Source organism: Duganella sp. GW821-FHT07F09, from assembly GCF_059418705.1.
The window spans coordinates 26,595-44,624 of record NZ_JBWKQJ010000012.1; the positions used below are offsets into that span (position 1 = coordinate 26,595).

Annotated in this window: 16 protein-coding genes; 9 read left to right on the forward strand and 7 right to left on the reverse strand. The window is 62.6% G+C overall.

Annotated features, from left to right (window positions below; translation table 11 throughout):
- The first annotated feature begins 173 nt into the window (after nucleotides 1-173).
- The gene (locus AC07P1_RS27010; RefSeq protein ID WP_494698745.1) at nucleotides 174-977 is read left to right on the forward strand and encodes a hypothetical protein; all 804 of its coding nucleotides are present in this window, start codon (nucleotides 174-176) and stop codon (nucleotides 975-977) included.
- Here the strand turns inward: AC07P1_RS27010 and AC07P1_RS27015 are convergent, their stop codons facing one another.
- Nucleotides 978-1,544 carry an NADPH-dependent FMN reductase gene (locus AC07P1_RS27015; protein ID WP_494698746.1) on the reverse strand — a complete coding sequence of 189 codons (567 nt, stop codon included), beginning with the start codon at nucleotides 1,542-1,544 and terminating at the stop codon, nucleotides 978-980.
- Nucleotides 1,545-1,649: 105 nt separating this feature from the next.
- Nucleotides 1,650-3,803, reverse strand: coding sequence for a S46 family peptidase (locus AC07P1_RS27020; RefSeq protein ID WP_494698747.1), 2,154 nt, complete (start codon nucleotides 3,801-3,803; stop codon nucleotides 1,650-1,652).
- 238 nt (nucleotides 3,804-4,041) lie between these two features.
- On the opposite strand from AC07P1_RS27020, the gene AC07P1_RS27025 reads away from it, so the two are divergent.
- Nucleotides 4,042-4,593: a hypothetical protein gene (locus tag AC07P1_RS27025; protein WP_363499917.1), complete on the forward strand. Its 552-nt coding sequence runs from the start codon at nucleotides 4,042-4,044 to the stop codon at nucleotides 4,591-4,593.
- Between the two features lie 68 nt (nucleotides 4,594-4,661).
- Here AC07P1_RS27025 and AC07P1_RS27030 read toward each other — a convergent pair whose 3' ends face one another.
- The 4 genes from AC07P1_RS27030 to purB form a co-directional block, all read right to left on the reverse strand.
- On the reverse strand, nucleotides 4,662-5,228 hold the full coding sequence (locus AC07P1_RS27030; protein ID WP_494698748.1) for a YceI family protein: 567 nt from the start codon (nucleotides 5,226-5,228) through the stop codon (nucleotides 4,662-4,664).
- A 60-nt stretch (nucleotides 5,229-5,288) separates the two neighbouring features.
- Nucleotides 5,289-5,843 (reverse strand): YceI family protein, encoded by a 555-nt coding sequence (locus AC07P1_RS27035; RefSeq protein ID WP_090324967.1) that lies wholly within the window; start codon nucleotides 5,841-5,843, stop codon nucleotides 5,289-5,291.
- Nucleotides 5,844-5,865: 22 nt separating this feature from the next.
- A complete protein-coding gene (locus AC07P1_RS27040) occupies nucleotides 5,866-6,390 on the reverse strand; it encodes a cytochrome b (RefSeq protein ID WP_494698749.1) in 525 nt (174 codons plus the stop codon).
- Between the two features lie 133 nt (nucleotides 6,391-6,523).
- The gene (purB, locus tag AC07P1_RS27045) at nucleotides 6,524-7,900 is read right to left on the reverse strand and encodes an adenylosuccinate lyase (RefSeq protein WP_494698944.1); all 1,377 of its coding nucleotides are present in this window, start codon (nucleotides 7,898-7,900) and stop codon (nucleotides 6,524-6,526) included.
- Between the two features lie 104 nt (nucleotides 7,901-8,004).
- Here purB and AC07P1_RS27050 point away from each other — a divergent pair, with 104 nt between their 5' ends.
- The 6 genes from AC07P1_RS27050 (at nucleotide 8,005) to AC07P1_RS27075 (ending at nucleotide 16,690) form a co-directional block, all read left to right on the forward strand.
- On the forward strand, nucleotides 8,005-8,616 hold the full coding sequence (locus AC07P1_RS27050; RefSeq protein ID WP_494698750.1) for a glutathione S-transferase N-terminal domain-containing protein: 612 nt from the start codon (nucleotides 8,005-8,007) through the stop codon (nucleotides 8,614-8,616).
- 15 nt (nucleotides 8,617-8,631) lie between these two features.
- Complete coding sequence (locus tag AC07P1_RS27055; protein ID WP_494698751.1) at nucleotides 8,632-9,687, forward strand: LacI family DNA-binding transcriptional regulator; 1,056 nt, start codon at nucleotides 8,632-8,634, stop codon at nucleotides 9,685-9,687.
- Nucleotides 9,688-9,997: 310 nt separating this feature from the next.
- Nucleotides 9,998-12,298 carry a TonB-dependent receptor gene (locus AC07P1_RS27060; RefSeq protein ID WP_494698752.1) on the forward strand — a complete coding sequence of 767 codons (2,301 nt, stop codon included), beginning with the start codon at nucleotides 9,998-10,000 and terminating at the stop codon, nucleotides 12,296-12,298.
- Between the two features lie 169 nt (nucleotides 12,299-12,467).
- A complete protein-coding gene (locus AC07P1_RS27065) occupies nucleotides 12,468-14,330 on the forward strand; it encodes an alpha-amylase family protein (protein ID WP_494698753.1) in 1,863 nt (620 codons plus the stop codon).
- A gap of 33 nt (nucleotides 14,331-14,363) precedes the next feature.
- Entirely contained in the window at nucleotides 14,364-15,329 is a 966-nt protein-coding gene (locus tag AC07P1_RS27070; protein ID WP_494698754.1) for a PfkB family carbohydrate kinase, read from the forward strand.
- Nucleotides 15,326-16,690, forward strand: coding sequence for an MFS transporter (locus AC07P1_RS27075; RefSeq protein ID WP_494698755.1), 1,365 nt, complete (start codon nucleotides 15,326-15,328; stop codon nucleotides 16,688-16,690). Before AC07P1_RS27070 ends, AC07P1_RS27075 begins: the two co-directional genes overlap by 4 nt.
- Nucleotides 16,691-16,714: 24 nt before the next feature.
- Here the strand turns inward: AC07P1_RS27075 and bfr are convergent, their stop codons facing one another.
- Nucleotides 16,715-17,188, reverse strand: a complete 474-nt coding sequence (gene bfr / locus AC07P1_RS27080; protein ID WP_463453030.1) for a bacterioferritin — start codon at nucleotides 17,186-17,188, stop codon at nucleotides 16,715-16,717.
- A gap of 255 nt (nucleotides 17,189-17,443) precedes the next feature.
- On the opposite strand from bfr, the gene AC07P1_RS27085 reads away from it, so the two are divergent.
- On the forward strand, nucleotides 17,444-17,980 hold the full coding sequence (locus tag AC07P1_RS27085) for a pyridoxamine 5'-phosphate oxidase family protein (RefSeq protein ID WP_494698756.1): 537 nt from the start codon (nucleotides 17,444-17,446) through the stop codon (nucleotides 17,978-17,980).
- Nucleotides 17,981-18,030 lie beyond the last annotated feature (50 nt).

Sequence of the window (18,030 nt, forward strand, 5' to 3'; positions counted from 1 at the left end):
CAGAGGAACGATGTGAAATTGCGCGCCACGCCTTGTGAGCGCATCGGCGTGCTGTCGAGGGCGCGATTGTATCATTCGTGCCCGCTTTTTGAGCGGGGGCAGGCCGCTGGCGAAGACCGGTTGAGTTGGTTCAAGGAAATAAATTGGGGTGATGGTCTACTGGAATTCTCGTCATGAACCAGGAGCCAGCGATGTGGAACGCGAGTGGACAAGGTGCGGTGCTGGTCGCTTTGCTGCTGGCGCTGGTGTGCAGGGCGGGGCTGGCGCAGATCGGGCCGCGCTATGTGATCGATGTGAAATCCGCCGGAGGGGTGGCGGTGGTCGGACCGGCCCAGGGCAGCGTGCAGCTGGTCGGCAAGGGACTGGCGCTGGTCCGCTTCCAGGGACTGCGCCTGCTGACGGTGGGCGCGGACGCCGATGCCTACAGCGCCGAGGCGGTGCGCGACTGGCCGCCGGTCGACCTGGTGCTGGTGACACCTGCCAGCGCGGGACGTTATGGCGGACTGGCGCCGCTGGCCGCTTTGCGCGGGCTGCCGGTGATCCTGGTGGAGCCGTCCGCCAGCGCGACGGTCCCGCCCATGCCGCTGCCATCGCCTGCGCCCGGCAGGAACGACGGCCCGCACTACTATCCGTTGCAAACCTGGGACGCACTGCATCTGCGCAAGGGCAAAGCGAAGAGCAAGGATAAGACCTGGCTGAGGGTGACGGCCATGCCCGGTCAACCGGGAACGGCGCATGTGGCGGGGTTTGTGCTGGAAATGGGCAACCGCCGCACATCGTACCGGCTGTACGTCAGCTGCGCGGCGCTAGCCGCCGACGAGATCGAAGGACTGTCGTTGCGCCTGCCTGGCGTCGACCTGGCGCTGTTGCCGGCGCGCGATGGGCCGCAGTTGTTGCCGCTGCACGCGGCGCAGGCGGCCGACAAGCCGGCCGCGCTGACGGTGGCCGGTTACGCGTTCAGGGCAATTCGGCGCTGACTACTTCCTGGCGTTGGTTTCCACCCAGGCCGCGAAGGCGTCGGCGAATTTCTTCAGGAACTCTTTGGTGCGGTCGTTGTTGATCTTGCCGTCGTCGCCCAACAGGCCGCCGGCGTTGCCGATGTAGGCCTCCGGCTGTTGCAGCACCGGCATGTCGAGGAACACGAGCGACTGGCGCAGATGATGGTTGGAACCGAAGCCGCCGACCGCGCCCGGCGAGACGGTGACCACGCCGGCCGGCTTGCCGCTCCAGGCGCTGTCGCCATACGGGCGCGAGCCGATATCGATGGCGTTCTTCAGCGGCGCCGGCACCGAGCGGTTGTACTCGGGCGTGACGAACAGCACGGCGTCGGCCTCCTTGATGCGCTGGCGGAAATGGGTCCACGCCTGCGGCGGCGTAACATCCTTCCCTTCCAGATCCTCGTTGTACAGGGCCATCTCGCCGATTTCAACGATGTTGAACTCCAGCGACGGCGGCGCCAGCGCGATCAGTTCGTGGGCGAACTTGCGGTTGATCGACTCCTTGCGCAGACTGCCGATCACTACGGCGACTTTTTTGGCGGGCATGACTTCTCCTGGTCTTGATGGGGGGAATGGAAATGCTACTGTACCGCAGCCGCAAAAAAAACCACGCCGCGTTGCCGGGGCGTGGTTTCGTCTGGCCGCCAGGAATTACTCGGCGTTCATTTCCTTCAGCAGATTGTCGGCGTGGTCGACGTGTTTCATGTTCCACAGGATGTAGCGCAGATCGACCTGGATGTCGCGCGTCATCGCCTTGTTGAAGTCCCAATCCGAGATGATCGAATCGAGCGTGCCGTCGAAGGCCAGGCCGATCCACTCGCCTTTGCTGTTCAGCGCGGCCGAGCCGGAGTTGCCGCCGGTGATGTCCAGCGTCGCCAGGTAGGCGACCGGCACCGACTTCAGCACCGGATCGACATACTTGCCGAAGTCCTTGGCCTTGATCGCATCCAGCTGCGCCTTCGGCGCGTTGAACTCGCCTTCGCCGGTGGCCTTGGCGGCGACGCCGGCCACGGTGGTAAAGGCTTTCCAGCTAGAACCATCGGCGCCCGGATCGCGGCCGGCGATCTTGCCGAAGGTCACGCGCAGGGTGCTGTTGGCGTCAGGATAGACCGCGCGGCCCTGGCTGTTCATGTAGGCGATCTTGGCCTTCATATAGTTGCCGTAGGCTTGTTGCAGTTTGCCGCCCAGTTCCTCCTCGGCCGCTTCTTCTTTCAGGTCGTTGTCGTACAGCGCCACGGCGGCCTTGACGAAGGCGTCGTCGCTGGACTTGAAGTCCTGCGGCTTCTTGTCCAGCCAGGCGGTACGGGCGGCCGCGTCGCCCAGCTTGCTGCCGGCGTACAGCTTGTCGAGCGCCGCTTGCAGGTCGGCGCGGCTCATGCCGTCCTTGATGCCGACTACGGCGTCGAAGGCGGCGCTGCGCTGCGCGGCCGGCTGGGCGGCGTACTTGGTCAGGCTGTTCATGACCAGCGCCTTGTCGACCTTCTCGTCGTAGTTGCGCAGCAGCGCGGCCACGCTGGACTTGATGCGCGGCACGTCGCGCACTTGATAGCCGGACTTGCGCTCGACGTCCGGCTTGGCGTTCTCGTTGGCCAGGCGGTACAGCACGCGCGCCGTGTTCAGCAGGCGCGGTTTGGATGTCGACAGGTAGTAGTCGCGTTTGGTCTCGGCGTCGCGCTGGGCGATCAGCTTCTCGACCAGTTCGATGTCGGACGCGTATTCCTTCTTGCGGGCGGCGTCGGCGTTGATCCAGGTCTTCAGCGCTTCGTGCTCGGCCGTTTTGCGGGCCAGCATATCGCTGTTGGCATACGAGTTCAGCATGCCTTGGCGGTTCTTGTAGTAATTGTTGATGCTGGCCACCTGGGACGCGTACTTCAGCGCGGTATCCTTGTCATCCTTGGTCATGGCGGCGATGGTCGCCAGGTTCTCGGCCGATGTTTTCACGAAGGCCGGATAGCTCCAGTCGAAGGTGAAGGCCACTTCCGACGGCAGGCGGTGGCGGTTGGTGCGGCCGGGGTAGCCCAGCACCATGATGAAATCGCCTTCCTTGCTGCCTTCCTTGGCCAGTTTCAGGTAATGCTGCGGCACGTAGGGGACGTTGTCCTTGCTGTAGTCGGCGGCCTTGCCGTCCTTGCTGACGTAGGCGCGGTAGAAACCGTAATCGCCGGTGTGGCGCGGCCACATCCAGTTATCGGTATCGCCGCCGAACTTGCCGACGCCCTCAGGGGGCGCGTGCACCAGGCGCACGTCGCGGATCTCGAGCTGCTTGCTCAGATAGAATTCCAGGCCGCCATAGAAAGACGACACGGTGCAGCGGTGGCCGGCGTCTTTTTCGCACTCGGCGGTGATGGCCTTGCTGTTTTTCTCGATCGCATCGCTGCGCTTCTTGCCGCTCAGTTTGGCGACGGCCGGCGTGACCACCTGTTTGGTCACGTCGGTGACGGCCTTGGTCACGAAGATGCGGCTGCCGGGGGCGGCCGGCAATTCCTCGCCGAAGTTCTTGGCCAGGAAACCGTTGGCCAGCAGATTGCGTTCCGGCGTCGAATTATGCGCCACGCTGCCGTAGACGCAATGGTGGTTGGTGGCAACGAGGCCTTGCGGCGACACGAACGACGCCGAGCAGCCGCCCAGGCTGACGATGGCGCCGGCCGGAAACTCGGTCAGCTTGGTCAGATTGGCGGGGTCGAGTTCGAGGCCGGCGGCTTTCAATTCCTTAGCCACTTGTGGCAGCTGTTGCGGCATCCACATGCCTTCGTCGGCATGGGCGGCAGTGCTCAGGATGGCGAGCGCGATCAGAGTCTTATGCATTTATATCGTTTCCAAAGTGGTGACGTGGGACAGCGCTGAGAGTATCCGCAGCATTGCCGTATACGTCAACCAGATTTTGACGATCTGAAAAGCAACTGCGGGGTCAAGTCTGTCATTCGGACACGAGCTCATCCGTGTGCCAGAGCCGATCGTAGTTGCCTTATAATCAATTCTCGTTATGGCGCCGGTAGCGAAGCCCGCTGGCATGTATGCACTCAACAGAAAAGTCCAAACCGCTATGAATGAACACGTCGAACACAATTGCCGCGACATCATCGAAATGCTGAGTTGCCACTACGCCGAACCCGAGGACGTGGAAGAGTCGGTGCCCACGCTATTGATGGCGTTGACCGATCCCGGCGCGTATATCGCAGCGTTTCCCGATTACGCATGGTTGGCCGAGACGTATGAGCGCGCGCTAACCGACCCCAAATTAGCTGAAGATTTGTTCGCGTGCGCATTATCCTGGGCCGTCAGTGGCTTTGGGGTGTCCGGCGACAAGGGGGACGAGATTTTTGAAGCCGTCGTGGATGTGCTTGACGACATGGACATCGAGATCGGCGAGCCTGATTTCGATAGGGGGAATTGGGCTGATTATGCTGAATTTATCGAAAACCAGTTGCTCAAGCTAAACGCGAATAAGCGATTGGTCGCTTTGGATATGGATTTTTCAGACAGTATCAGTGTGTTCGTTGTTGAAAGTGCCGACTACGACAAAATTCTGGGGTTGGTGCAATTCTTTAATTTGAAATTCGTCGATAGCGCCGCGCTTCCAAAATTCAATTCATAGCAAAACGGGGTCAAGTCTGTCATTCGGACATGAGCTCGTGTCCGAATGACAGACTTGACCCCGACGGTTTAGTCGGCTTTGATGGCTTCGATCTGGATCGCCAGTTTGACTTCCGGGGCGAAGGCCGGGGTGGCGTAGTTCAGGCCGAAATCGGTGCGCTTGAACTCGGCCGAGGCGTCGGCGCCGCACACTTCCTTCTTGTAGCGCGGGTGCATGATGCATTTGAATTTGTCGACCTTCAGCGCGACCGGCTTGGTCACGCCCAGCATCGTCAGTTCGCCGTCGACGCCGACCAGCTTGTCACCGTCGAATTTGAACGATTTGCTCTTGTAGGTGATCGTCGGGAATTTCTCGACGTTGAACATGTCCGGACCGCGCGCGTGGCTGTCCATCTTGTCGAAACCGAAGTTGATCGAGGCCGGGTCGATGGCGATGTCCAGCGAACCGGTCTTGGCCTTGGCGTCCAACGTCACGGTGCCGCTGGTTTTGTTGAACTTGCCGCGCCATACCGACAGACCCATGTGGTCGGCCTCGAAGCTCGGGAAGGTGTGCGTCGGGTCGATGTTGTAGGTGGCGGCGATGGCGGACGTGGCCGAGGCGGCCAGCAAGGTGGCGATCAAAATCTGCAGTTTCATGCGGTGGGTCTCCCTGGGTGGATAGGTGTAGAACTTATTGCGAACTTATCGATTAATTGCTTATTGGCCTGCTACTACGTGGAATTTGATGGTGACGTCGTCGGCCACCATGCTGGTGTCCTTCCATTCGCCTTCGCCGATGTTGTACGTCAGGCGTTTGATCGGCAGCGCGCCGTCGAACACTTGCTTGCCGCCCTCGGTCTTGACCGTCAGCGGGAACGTGATGTCGGTGGCCTTGCCTTTGATGGTCAGCTTGCCGGTGACGGTGAGCTTGCCGGCGCCGGCGCTTTTGATGGCGCTCGAGACGAAAGTGGCTTTCGGGAACTGTGCCGAGTTGAACCATTCTTTCTTGGCCACTTCCTTGTTGTACTCCGGATCGCCCATGTCCAGGCTGGCCGTCTCGACTTCGACCGTGGCCTTGGAGGCGTCCGGCTTGGCGGCGTCGTAGTCGATGGCGACCGTGTATTTCTTGAACTTCGATTCGATCGGCACGTTCATTTGCTTGAACGTGGCCGAGACCGAGCTCTTGGCCGGGTCGGTCTTCAGTACGGCGGCGCTGGCGGCCAGCGCGACACCCATCAGGGAGACGAGGGCGATTTTTTTCATGGTTTTCATTGTGGCTCCGGTAGGGTGGGGATTAGGGCAGCATGCGCTTGAGCGTGATGTCCCGGTCGATAAAGTGATGCTTCAGCGCGGCCAGCGCGTGGGCGACCACAACGCCCGCCATCGTCATGACCAAAACATAATGAACGGTTTTTAAAATTGCCTTAAGTTCAGGGTCCGGTCCGATCAGCGCCGGCAAGGTGACGAGCTTGAGGTAGACCACCGGCACGCCGGCCGCGCTGCCGTACAGGTAGCCGGAGATCGGCGCGGCGAACATCAGGAAATACAGCAGGTAGTGGACGCCGTCGGCGACCTTGTGCTGCCACGGCGGGATGCTCACCAGCGGCGCCGGCGGCTTGTTCGCCAGGCGCCACAGCAGCCGGACCGCGGCCAGCGCGAGCACCGTCACGCCCAGCCATTTGTGCCAGGAGAAGTATTTGAGCTTGGTCGGCGTGAAGCCGGGAATGGCGACCATCGTCAGGCCGAGGAAGAAGGCCGAGACGATCATCAGCGCGATCAGCCAGTGCAGCAGCATTGCCGTCTTGGTATAGCGTTGCATGGGGTGGTGCTCCGGAAAGTAGTACGTGTTAGGACCAATATACCAAAGAAACGCGGCGTGTGCTGGAGGGCAAGAAAAAAGCCTCCGGGACTGGCGTCGCGGAGGCTAGTGTATGACATATTGCTAATTTACATTAGATGGCTTTTGCCAGAGCAGGGGCGATGCCGATGTAATTGGCGGGCGTCATGTCCAGCAACAGGTCTTTGGCTTCCTGAGGGATGCTCAGGCCGAGGATGAACTCGCGCAGCGCGTCCTTTGAGATGCCCTTGCCGCGCGTCAGTTCCTTCAATTGCTCGTACGGATTCTCGATGCCGTAGCGGCGCATCACCGTTTGCACCGGCTCGGCCAACACTTCCCAGTTGGCGTCGAGGTCGGCGGCCAGGCGGGCGTGGTTCACTTCCAGCTTGTTGAGGCCGCGCAGGCAGCTGTCGTAGGCCAGCAAGGTGTAGCCGAAGCCGACGCCGATGTTGCGCAGCACGGTCGAGTCGGTCAAATCGCGCTGCATGCGCGAGACCGGCAGTTTTTCCGACAGGTGCTTGAGCACGGCGTTGGCCAGGCCCAGGTTGCCTTCGGAGTTTTCGAAGTCGATCGGGTTGACCTTGTGCGGCATGGTCGACGAGCCGATTTCGCCGGCCTTGGTCTTTTGCTTGAAGTAACCCAGCGAGACGTAGCTCCAGATGTCGCGGTTCAGGTCCAGCAGGATGGTGTTGACGCGGGCGAAGGCGTCGAACAGTTCGGCCATGTAGTCGTGCGGTTCGATCTGGATGGTGTACGGGTTGAACACCAGGCCCAGGCGCTGCTCGATGACGTCCTTGGAGAACGCCGCCCAGTTGAACGACGGGTAGGCCGACAGGTGGGCGTTGTAGTTGCCGACCGCGCCGTTCATTTTACCGAGGATCTCGACCTGCTCAATGCGCTTGATGGCGCGCTGCAGGCGGGCGACGACGTTGGCCATCTCCTTGCCCAAGGTGGTCGGGCTGGCGGTCTGGCCGTGGGTGCGCGACAGCATCGGCACGTCGGCGTTGGCGATGGCGATCTCGGTCAGGCGGGCGATGACGTTGCGCAGCGACGGCAGCATGACGCCGTCGCGGGCGGCCTTGAGCATCATGCCGTGCGAGGTGTTGTTGATGTCTTCCGAGGTGCAGGCGAAGTGGATGAACTCCGACGCGGCGACCAGTTCCGGCACGTCCTTGACCTGTTCCTTGAGCCAGTATTCCACCGCCTTGACGTCGTGGTTGGTGACCGCCTCGATTTCCTTGATGCGGGCGGCGTCGCTTTCCTTGAACTCGTTGGCGATCTTGTCGAGCAGCGCGGTGCCGGCGGCCGAAAACGGCTTGATCTCGGCGAAACCGGCCAGCGACAGCGCTTGCAGCCAGGAGATTTCCACTTTGACGCGGTGGTGCATGAAGCCCGATTCGGACAGGATGGGACGCAGCAGGTCGGTTTTGCCGGCGTAGCGGCCGTCCAGCGGCGACAGCGCCGACAACGTGGAGTAAGCAGGTGTGGTCATGATCGAGGAGGGGAAGTTGAAGAAGGCAAAACGTGATTTTACCATTGGCCGCCGGTGACCCCGCCGATGTTATACTGTCCGCTAACCTTCTACTCTGTGCATCCATGAAACTAATCGGTTCCCTCGCCAGTCCTTTTGTTCGCAAAGTCCGTATCGTCCTGGCCGAAAAAAAGCTCGATTGCCAGTTCGAGCTGGAAAACGTGTGGGCGCCCGATACGACCATCAGTACCGTCAATCCACTCGGTAAGGTGCCGGCCCTGGTCATGGAGGACGGCAGCGTGATGATCGATTCGCGCGTCATGGTCGAGTATCTGGACACGCTGACGCCGGTGTGCAAGCTGCTGCCGCCCAACGGTCGCGACCGCGCCGACGTCAAGTGCTGGGAGGCGCTGGCCGACGGCATCATTGACGCGGCCGTCATCGCGCGCCTGGAGCGCACCCAGCGTCCGATCAAGCTGCAGAGCGAGGACTGGATCGCGCGCCAGATGCGTAAAGTCGACCTGGGCCTGGCGGCGCTGTCGGAAAAGCTCGGCGAGCAGGCCTACTGCGCCGGTAAGAACTATTCGCTGGCCGACGTGGCGGTCGGCTGCACCCTGGGCTGGCTGTCGTTCCGCTTCCCCGAGATCACCTGGCGCGACGACCACGCCAACCTGGCCAAGCTGTTCGACAAATTGTCGGAGCGCCAGTCGTTCAAAGACACCGTGCCAACCGCCTGATTCCCGAAGTTAGCCATGCCTAAAACGATGCCGCCCGACGCGGACAGCGCCTCCGCGCAACAGCGGCGGTTGCAAATGGCCGATATCGCCCGGCTGGCCGGCGTCTCCACGTCGACCGTCTCGCGCGCGCTGGCCGGCAGCAAATTGGTCAGCGAGGAGACGCGCGTGCGCATCATGGAGCTGGCGCGCTCGCTCAAATACACCATCAACATCGGCGCGCAGAACCTGCGCATGAAGCAGAACCGCACCGTCGGCGTGGTGATCCCGTACGACCCGACCACGCGCCAGCATTTGTCCGATCCGTTTTTCCTGGGGATGCTGGGCAGCCTCGCCGACGCGCTCACCGAGCAGGGTTTCGACATGCTGGTCTCGCGCGTCAATGCCGAGGAGCTGGACGCGGCGGCCGGGCCGTTCGACACCGGCCGCGTGATCGGCATCGTGTTGATCGGCCAGTGGCGTCACCACGAACAATTGAACCAGCTGGCGGCGCGCCATGTGCCGATCGTGGTGTGGGGCGCGCAATTGCCGCAGCAGCTGTACTGCACGGTCGGCGGCGACAACCTGACTGGCGGCGAGCTGGCCGTCACCCATTTGCTGGAGGAGGGCCGCAAGCGCATCGCCTTCTTCGGCGATATCAACCTGCCCGAGGTCGGGCAGCGTTATGAGGGCTATTGCGCCGCGCTGCGCAAGGCCGGCATCGAGGTCGATCCGGCGTTGCAGGTGTCCGTGTCGTTCTTGCCCGAGGGTGGACGCGAGGCGGTCGACACGCTGCTGGCGCGCGGCGTGCCGTTCGACGCCATCTTCGCCGGCAGCGATCTGCTGGCCATGACCGCCATTAATACGATGCGCGAACATGGATTGTTCGTGCCGGGGCAGGTGGCCGTCGTCGGCTATGACGATATCGAGCTGTCGACCTATTTCCATCCGCCGCTGACCACCGTGCAGCAGCCGATCCGCGAGGCCGGCCAGGCGCTGGTGGCGTCGCTACTGGAGCTGGTCGAGGGCCGGCCGTCGCCGTCGCTGCAACTGCCGACCAAGCTGGTGGTGCGCGCGAGCAGCCGCACCGTCTGACGCGGTGGCGCGCCCAAGCGCCGTCGGCGCCTCATGGCGGATTACGGCGTTCCGCCTAATCCGCCCTACGAAATGCCAATTGTCTTATTTCCGCAACCGATTGCATAAATATTGTGCTGCGACGCAGCATTAATCTCTCGTTGCGCGCAAATTTTTCTTAAGTTGTCAGATTCCATCTAGTGCAGAAAATGCCCAGAAAACATATTGCGCCGCACATATGCAATCGATTGCATTAAATTCGTGTTCAAGGAATAATGGCGTACCTGCTCAACGAAACAGCAGGGCAAAACGACAATATCTGGAGACCACCATGAAACACCGCACCATCAGACTGGCCGCCATGACGGCCGCCGTCGCCGCCGCCGTCCTGCACATGGGCGTCGCCGCCGCGCAGGAAGCCGCCGCTCCCGCCTCCGCCGCCGCACCCGCCGACGGTTTGAACATGGAACGCGTGGTGGTCACGGGCACCACCACCGGCTCGTCGAAAATGAAAACCAGCGTTTCGATCAGTACCATCGAGGGTGACGTCATCAAGAATTCGGCGGCGCTGAGCGCGGCGGAAGTGCTGCGCGCCGTGCCTGGTGTGCGCGCCGAATCGTCGGGCGGCGAGGGCAACGCCAACATCACCGTGCGCGGCGTGCCGGTATCGGCCGGCGGCGCGCGCTATGTGCAGATCCAGGAGGACGGCCTGCCGGTCCTGCAGTCGGGCGACTTCAATTTCATCACGCCGGACAGCTACGTCAAGATCGACGGCACGCTCGACCACCTGGAAGTGGTGCGCGGCGGCTCGGCATCGACCCTGGCGACCAACGCGCCGGGCGGCATCATCAACTTCATCACCAAGACCGGCGAGGAGAAGGGCGGCCATATCGGCATCAGCCGCGGCCTCGGTTACGACGAGACCCGCTACGATTTCGACTACGGCTCGCCGATCTCGGACAAGACCCGCTTCTTCATCGGCGGCAGCTACCGCACCGGCGAGGGCGTGCGCGATAGCGGCATGAGCACCGCCAGCGGCGGCCAGATTCGCGGCAATATCACGCATGACCTGGACAATGGCTTCATCCGCCTGTCGTTCAAGCACGTCGACGACAAGTCGCCGACCGCGTTGCCGGTGCCGGTGCGCGTGGTGAACCGGAAAATCACCGAGATCCCGGGCATCGATCCACGCACGGTGAGCTTCTATTCGCCGAACTGGGTGCGCGATGTCACGCTGGGCAAGAACAACACGCCGGTGTCGACCGACGTCAACGACGGCCTGCATGTGAAGAGCAATTCGATCGGCCTGGAAGGCTCGTTCGACCTGGGCGACGGCTGGAACCTGAGTAACAAGTTCCGCGCCTCCGACAATAGCGGCCGCTTCACCGGCGTCTTCGCCGGTAACAACGGCGTGAACGGCAACTACACCTTCGCCACCGGCCCGAATCGCGGCCAGGCTTACAACGGCGCCGCCTTCTCGGCGGTGGTGTTCAACACCTCGATCGACGACGCCGGCAATACGCTCAACGACACCAAGCTGTCGAAGACCTTCAAGCTGGCCGACGGCTCCAAGCTGACCACCACCGCCGGCCTGTATCTGTCGAACCAGAAGCTGGCGCTGACGTGGAATTTCAACGAGTACCTGATGCAGCTGAGTGGCGACAAGCCTTCGCTGCTGCAAACGGCCAGCACCACGCCGGGCCTGGTCGGTCCGGCCTTCGGCGGCTGCTGCATGCGCGCGGTCGACATGGAATACAAACTGACGTCGCCTTACCTGAACGTCGGCTACGAGGCGGGCCCGCTGAACCTGGACGCGAGCGTGCGCCAGGACCGCCAGGAAGCCAACGGCACCGCCAACATCGCCACCGGTGGTCTGCGCTACGATCCGGCCACCGAGCAGATGGTCAACTACAAGATCAACCACACCTCGTATTCGGTCGGTGGCAACTACCGCATCACCAACAACCTGGCTGCGTTCGCGCGCGTCAGCGATGGCGTGGCGTTCAATGCGGACCGTATTCTGTTCGGCACCCCGCTGGATGGTTCGGCGCCGATCAACATCAACACCGTCAAGCAGTTGGAGGGCGGTGTGAAATGGCGTAGCGGCGGTTTGAGCACCTTCGTGACGCTGTTCCAGGCCAAGACCGACGAGAGCAACTACGAGGCGACCACGCAGCGCAGCACCTCCAACAAGTACGACGCAAAGGGTGTGGAGCTGGAAGGCGCATATTCGATCGGCGACTTCCGCATCAGTGGCGGCGCGACATATACGCATGCCAAGATCACCGGCACGGCCGCCGCCGACGTGGCCAATATCGGCAATTCGCCGCGCCGCCAGGCCAAGTGGATTTACCAGATCGCGCCGACCTACACCATCGGCGACGCGACAATTGGCGCCAGCGTGATCGGCACCGGCAAGTCGTGGGGCGACGATGCGCACACCATCGAGATGCCGGCGTATGCCGTGGTCAACGCATTCGTCAACTACCGCGTGACCGAAAAGGCCACCGTGTCGCTGAGCGCCAATAACCTGTTCAACAAGATCGGTTATACCGAAGTGGAAGGCGACGGACATGCAGCACGCTCGATCACCGGCCGCGCCGCCAAGGTCACGCTGTCGTATGCCTTCTAAGCAGGACCGGGCGTCAATCTGAAACACGTAGGGCGGATTAGCGCAGCGTAATCCGCCATGCATGCACCGTCGACGGCTCATGCATGGCCGATTACGGCGTTCCGCCTAATCCGCCCTACGTGTCTTATCAACGGCTCATGGACCACGAATCAATCACCAAGCTTTTACTATGCCCTCTCAAGTAACCCCAAACCGCCTGCTCGCCGTCCTTCCCGAAGATCTCCGGCCGCAGGCGGCCGAACGCCTGAAAACGGCCGAGCCGGTGCTGCGCCGCCTGCTGGCCGGCCTGTACGGCGGCCACGCCGGCTTCGACGCTTGGCTGGGCAAACTGATGGAATCCCTGGGCAAGCTGTACGCCGAGCGCGCCCCCGAGCTGCGCGCGCTCGACCTCCAGCGCGCCGCGCAACCTGATTGGTTCCTCAACCAGCGCATGCTGGGCTACTGCGCCTACGTGCAGAACTTCGGCGGAAGCTTGAACGGCGTCGCGGACCGCATCCCGTATCTTGAAGAGCTAGGCGTCAGCTACCTGCACCTGCTGCCGTTCCTGCGCCCGCGCGCAGGCGAAAACGACGGCGGCTTCGCCGTCACCAGCTTCGACGAAGTCGATCCGGCGCTGGGCACCAACGCCGACCTGCACGCGCTGACCACGCGCCTGCGCACCGCCGGCATCAGCCTGTGCTCCGATTTCATCCTGAACCACGTCGCCGACGACAATCGGTGGGCGCTGGCCGCGAAAGCCGGCGATGCCAAGGCGCGCGCGATGTTCCATGTCTTCCCCGACCGCGACATGCCGGACCGCCACGAGCGCACCCTGGGCCAGGTGTTCCCGCAAGTCGCGCCGGGCAATTTCACCTTCGTCGAAGCGATGGGCGGCTGGGTATGGACCACGTTCTACCCGTACCAGTGGGACATGAACTGGTCCAACCCCGACGTTTTCGCCGAGATGGCGGCGGCCATGCTGCGCCTGGCCAATCGCGGCATCGAAGTGTTCCGCCTCGATTCGACCGCCTTCCTGTGGAAGCGCGAAGGCACCAACAGCATGAACCAGCCGGAGGCGCACCAAATCCTGCAAGCGCTGCGCGCCGTCGTCGACATCGTCGCGCCGGGCGTGCTGCTGAAGGCCGAGGCCATCGTGCCGACGCGCGAGCTGCCCGCCTATCTGGGCAGCGCCGCCGCGCCGGAATGCCATATCGCCTATCACAGCAGCCTGATGGCGGCCGGCTGGGTCGCGCTGGCCGAACAAAACACCGGCGTGCTGCGCGAGGTGATCCGCAATACGCCGGCGCTGCCGTCGGCCGCGACCTGGCTCAGTTATGTGCGCTGCCACGACGACATCGGCTGGAACGTGCTGCGCGCCGAAGCGGAAGCCGGTTCGACCGCCGGCAGCGCTGCGCGGCTGGCCGGCGCTGCGCGCTTCTTCAGCGGCGCCGAGGGCAGTTACGCCAGCGGCGCCGCCTTCCAGAGCACCGATCCGAACGCGGCCCACGGCAGCAACGGCATGGCCGCGTCGCTGACCGGCTTGCAGACCGCGACCAACGAGGAGGAGCGTTCGCTGGCGCTACGCCGCATGCAGTTGCTGCATGGCCTGGCGTTGAGCTTTGGCGCGCTGCCGGTGCTGTACATGGGCGACGAGCTGGCGATGGAAAACGACTACAGTTATCTGGATCGCCCGCAGCACGCGATGGACAGCCGCTGGCTGCAGCGACCCGTGTTCGACGAGCAGCGCTGGAAGCACCGCTACGATAAAAGCAGCGCGCCGGGCATCATGTTCCAGGGCCTGGCCAATCTGATACGTGTACGCCGCAAGCAGGATGCGCTGGCCGCCAACGCGCCGCGCGCGCTGCTGGCAGACGCGCCGGATGGCGTGCTGGCGCTGGCGCGCGGCGACAGCTTCCTGGCGTTGATGAACTTCACCGGGCAGCCGCGCGACTACCCGCTGCAAGGCGTGTGGAGCGATTGCGCGGCGCCGGACCGTGTCGAAGGAACGATCACCCTGGCGCCTTACGCGATGCACTGGCTGGCACGCGAATAATATAAAATCGCCCGAGAGGGCGTGGAGACATGCATGAACCATAAAACCATAGCCGTATTCGGCGAAGCGCTGGTAGACGATTTCATCACCGAGCAGGTCGTCGGTGGTGCCCCCTTCAACGTCGCGCGCAATCTGGCGGCGTTCGGCGTGGCCACGTTGATGGTCACGCGCATCGGAGAGGACAAGAACGGTGCGCTGATGCGCGCGGAGTTCGAGCGCTTCGGCATGAGCCAGGCCGGCTTGCAGGTCGATCCGAACGAGGCCACCGGCCGCGTGGTGGTCGAGCGCAACGAGCAGGGCCACCGTTTCATCATCCTGCCCGACCAGGCGTACGACTATGTGCAGACGGGTCCCGCGCTGGCGGCGCTGGCCGAGGCCAGGCCTGGTGTCATCTACTTCGGCACGATGGCGCAGCGCCACGAGTGTTCGCGCAAGACTGTGCGCGAGATGCTGCGCAATTCCGACGCCACGCGCTATCTGGACCTGAACGTGCGCGACGGGCAGGTGACGGAACGCTGCGCCTTCGAGTCGCTTCACCTGGCCGACATCGTCAAGGTCAACGAGGAAGAGCTCAAGGATTTATTCAGCTGGTACACGCACACCAAACCGGGCACGAAGGCGATCGACAGCCCGGAGATGGTGGAGGCCTGCCAGGCGCTGATGCGCATCTTCTCGCTCAAGGGATTGATCGTCACGCTAGGCGAGCGCGGCGCGCTGCACTTCGGCGCCGACGGCGCCGTCACCGCCAACCAGGAATGCCACGCGCCGGCGCGCATCGTCGATACGGTCGGCGCGGGCGACGCCTTCTCGGCAGTGTTCCTGTTCGGCCGGTCGCAGGGCTGGTCGCTGCCGCTCACCCTGGCGCGCGCCAACGCCTTCGCCGGCGCCATCTGCGGCATTTCCGGCGCGGTGCCGGACGATGTCGCCTTCTATCAGCCGTGGATCGCCTGCTGGCACAGCGGCGGCGTGTTGCCGTCGCAAGCCGGGGCGGTGGTATGAGCGGCGGCGCGGGCGGCATGAAGCCGCATCTGTCGTTCTGGCAGATCATCAATATGAACATCGGCTTCTTCGGCATCCAGTTCAGCTTTGGCCTGCAGCAAAGCAGCATGAGTCCCATCTACAAATACCTGGGCGCCGACGAGGCGAGCCTGCCGTATCTGTGGCTGGCCGGGCCGATGACCGGGCTGCTGGTGCAGCCGCTGATCGGCGCGATGAGCGACCGCACCGTGACGCGTTGGGGGCGGCGCACGCCGTACTTCCTGATCGGCGCGATCCTGTGCAGCCTTGGCCTGCTGGCGATGCCGTTCAGCCCCACGTTGTGGATGGCGGCCAGCCTGCTGTGGATTTTGGACGCGGCCAACAACGTGACCATGGAGCCGTACCGCGCCTTCGTCAGCGACAAGCTGGCGCCGAAGCAGCACTCATTGGGCTTCCTGACGCAGAGCGCCTTCACCGGCCTGGGGCAAACGCTGGCCTACCTGACGCCGTCCTTGCTGGTCTGGCTGGGCATGAACAAGGACGCCGTCAACGGCAGCCATATTCCGCACATCGTCATCGTCGCCTTTTTGATCGGCGCGGTGTTCTCGATCAGTTCCGTGCTGTGGACCCTGAAGACGACGCCCGAACATCCGCTGACCGAGCAGGAACTGGCGGAGATCCGTTCGCGGCCCGCCGGCTGGCGCCATACCCTGGGCGACATCGCCAGCGCGGTGCGCGAGATGCCGTCGACGATGAAGCAGCTGGCGTGGGTCAAGCTGTTCCAGTGGTACGCGATGTTCTGCTACTGGCAGTACATCATGCTGTCGCTGTCGACCACTTTGTACGGCACCACCGACCAGGCGTCGCAGGGGTTCCGCGATGCCGGTTTGCTGGCCGGGCAGGTGGGGGCGTTTTACAACTTCATCGCGTTCATCGGCGCGCTGGCGCTGGTGCCGTTCACGCGCAAGTACGGACCGAAGCTGACGCACAGCGTTTGCCTGATGCTGGCCGGTTTCGCGATGCTGAGTATTCCGATGATCCACTCCCCGGCGCTGTTGTTCGTGCCGATGGTCGGTATCGGCCTGGCGTGGGCTTCCATCATGGGCAATCCGTATGTGATGCTGGCCGGGTGCATTCCGCCGGCGCGCACCGGGGTTTATATGGGCATCTTCAATATGTTCATCGTGATTCCGATGATCATCCAGATCTTCACCTTGCCTTTGTACTACCGCAGCCTGCTGGGCGGCAATCCGGAGAACGTGATCCGGCTGGCCGGTGGCCTGATGCTGTGCGGCGCGGTGGCCGTGTTGTTCGTGAAATTGAAAAAGCCGCAGGCGGAGGGCCTGCGGCTTGATGATGGCAAGGTGACCGGCGCGGCGTGACGGCGCTGGTCGTTATGCTGCCATTTACTCTTCGATGATCTGGCTTTGCAGGTAGTTCTGAATGCCGATCTTGCCGATCAGGTCCAGCTGCGTTTCGAGCCAGTCGATGTGCTCTTCGGTGTCTTCCAAAATCATCAGCAGCAGGTCGCGCGAGACGTAGTCGCCGGCCTTCTCGGCGGTGGCGATGCCTTCCTTGACGGTCAGCTGGGCGCCTTTTTCCAGCGCCAGGTCGCAGCCGATCATTTCCTCGGTGTGCTCGCCGATCATGATCTTGTGCATCGCTTGCAGGTTCGGCAGGCCGTCGAGCATCAGGATGCGGTCGATCAGCTTGTCGGCGTGCTTCATTTCGCCGATCGATTCTTCGTATTCTTTCTTCGCGATCTTTTCCAGGCCCCAGTGCTTGTACATGCGCGCGTGGAGGAAATACTGGTTGATGGCGGTGAGTTCGTTGGTCAGCTGTGCGTTCAACAAACGGATGACTTCTGGGTCGCCCTTCATGGCTTGCTTTCTAAAATGGTGTCGAATACCCGCATTCTGCCACGAACGGGCTTACGAGGCGTAGCGCCACGGCCATAAATCGTGCTCGGCGGCGTAAAACTGTATCAATATCCCCGGAGTGAGATTGTTGGCGTTAATGAAAACAATTAACATTCGCACCATCACGTGGCGCCAGTGTGTGGCAACCCACCGAATGCTGGCGCCGCCAGGGCTAACATGGGTGTTCCACTTATCAGCACTTATCAGGAGCGCGCCATGGATTCGATCAATGCCAACCAGCCGGAACAAAACCATCAGGATCTGATCGGCGAGGATGCCGTCAAGAAAATCAAGGACTTCGTCGATAGCACGTCGGGCTGCTTCTTCTGCACCAACGATGGCGACGGCGGTCCCGGCGACGCGCGGCCCATGACGGCGCTGCAGGTCGACGATCTGGGTAATATCTGGTTCATCAGCGCCAGCGACAGTTTGAAGAACCAGGAGCTGGCGATCGATCCGTCGGCCACCTTGTACTTCCAGGGTTCGGCCCATTCGGAGTTCATGCACATCGAGGGCGTGGCCACCGTGCTGCGCGACCGCGCCAAGCTCAAGGAGTTGTGGAGCTTTACGATGAAGACGTGGTTCACCGAGGGCGAGGACGATCCGCGCATCACGCTGATCAAGTTCGCGCCGACGTATGGTTATTATTGGGATACCAAGCATGGCCGCGCGGTGGCGGGCGTGAAGATGCTGATCGGCGCGGTCATCGGCAAGACGCTCGACGATTCGATCGAGGGACGGTTGGATCTTTGATTGAGGGGCCGCTGGCGGAGCGTGGCGGATTACTCTGCGCTAATCCGCCC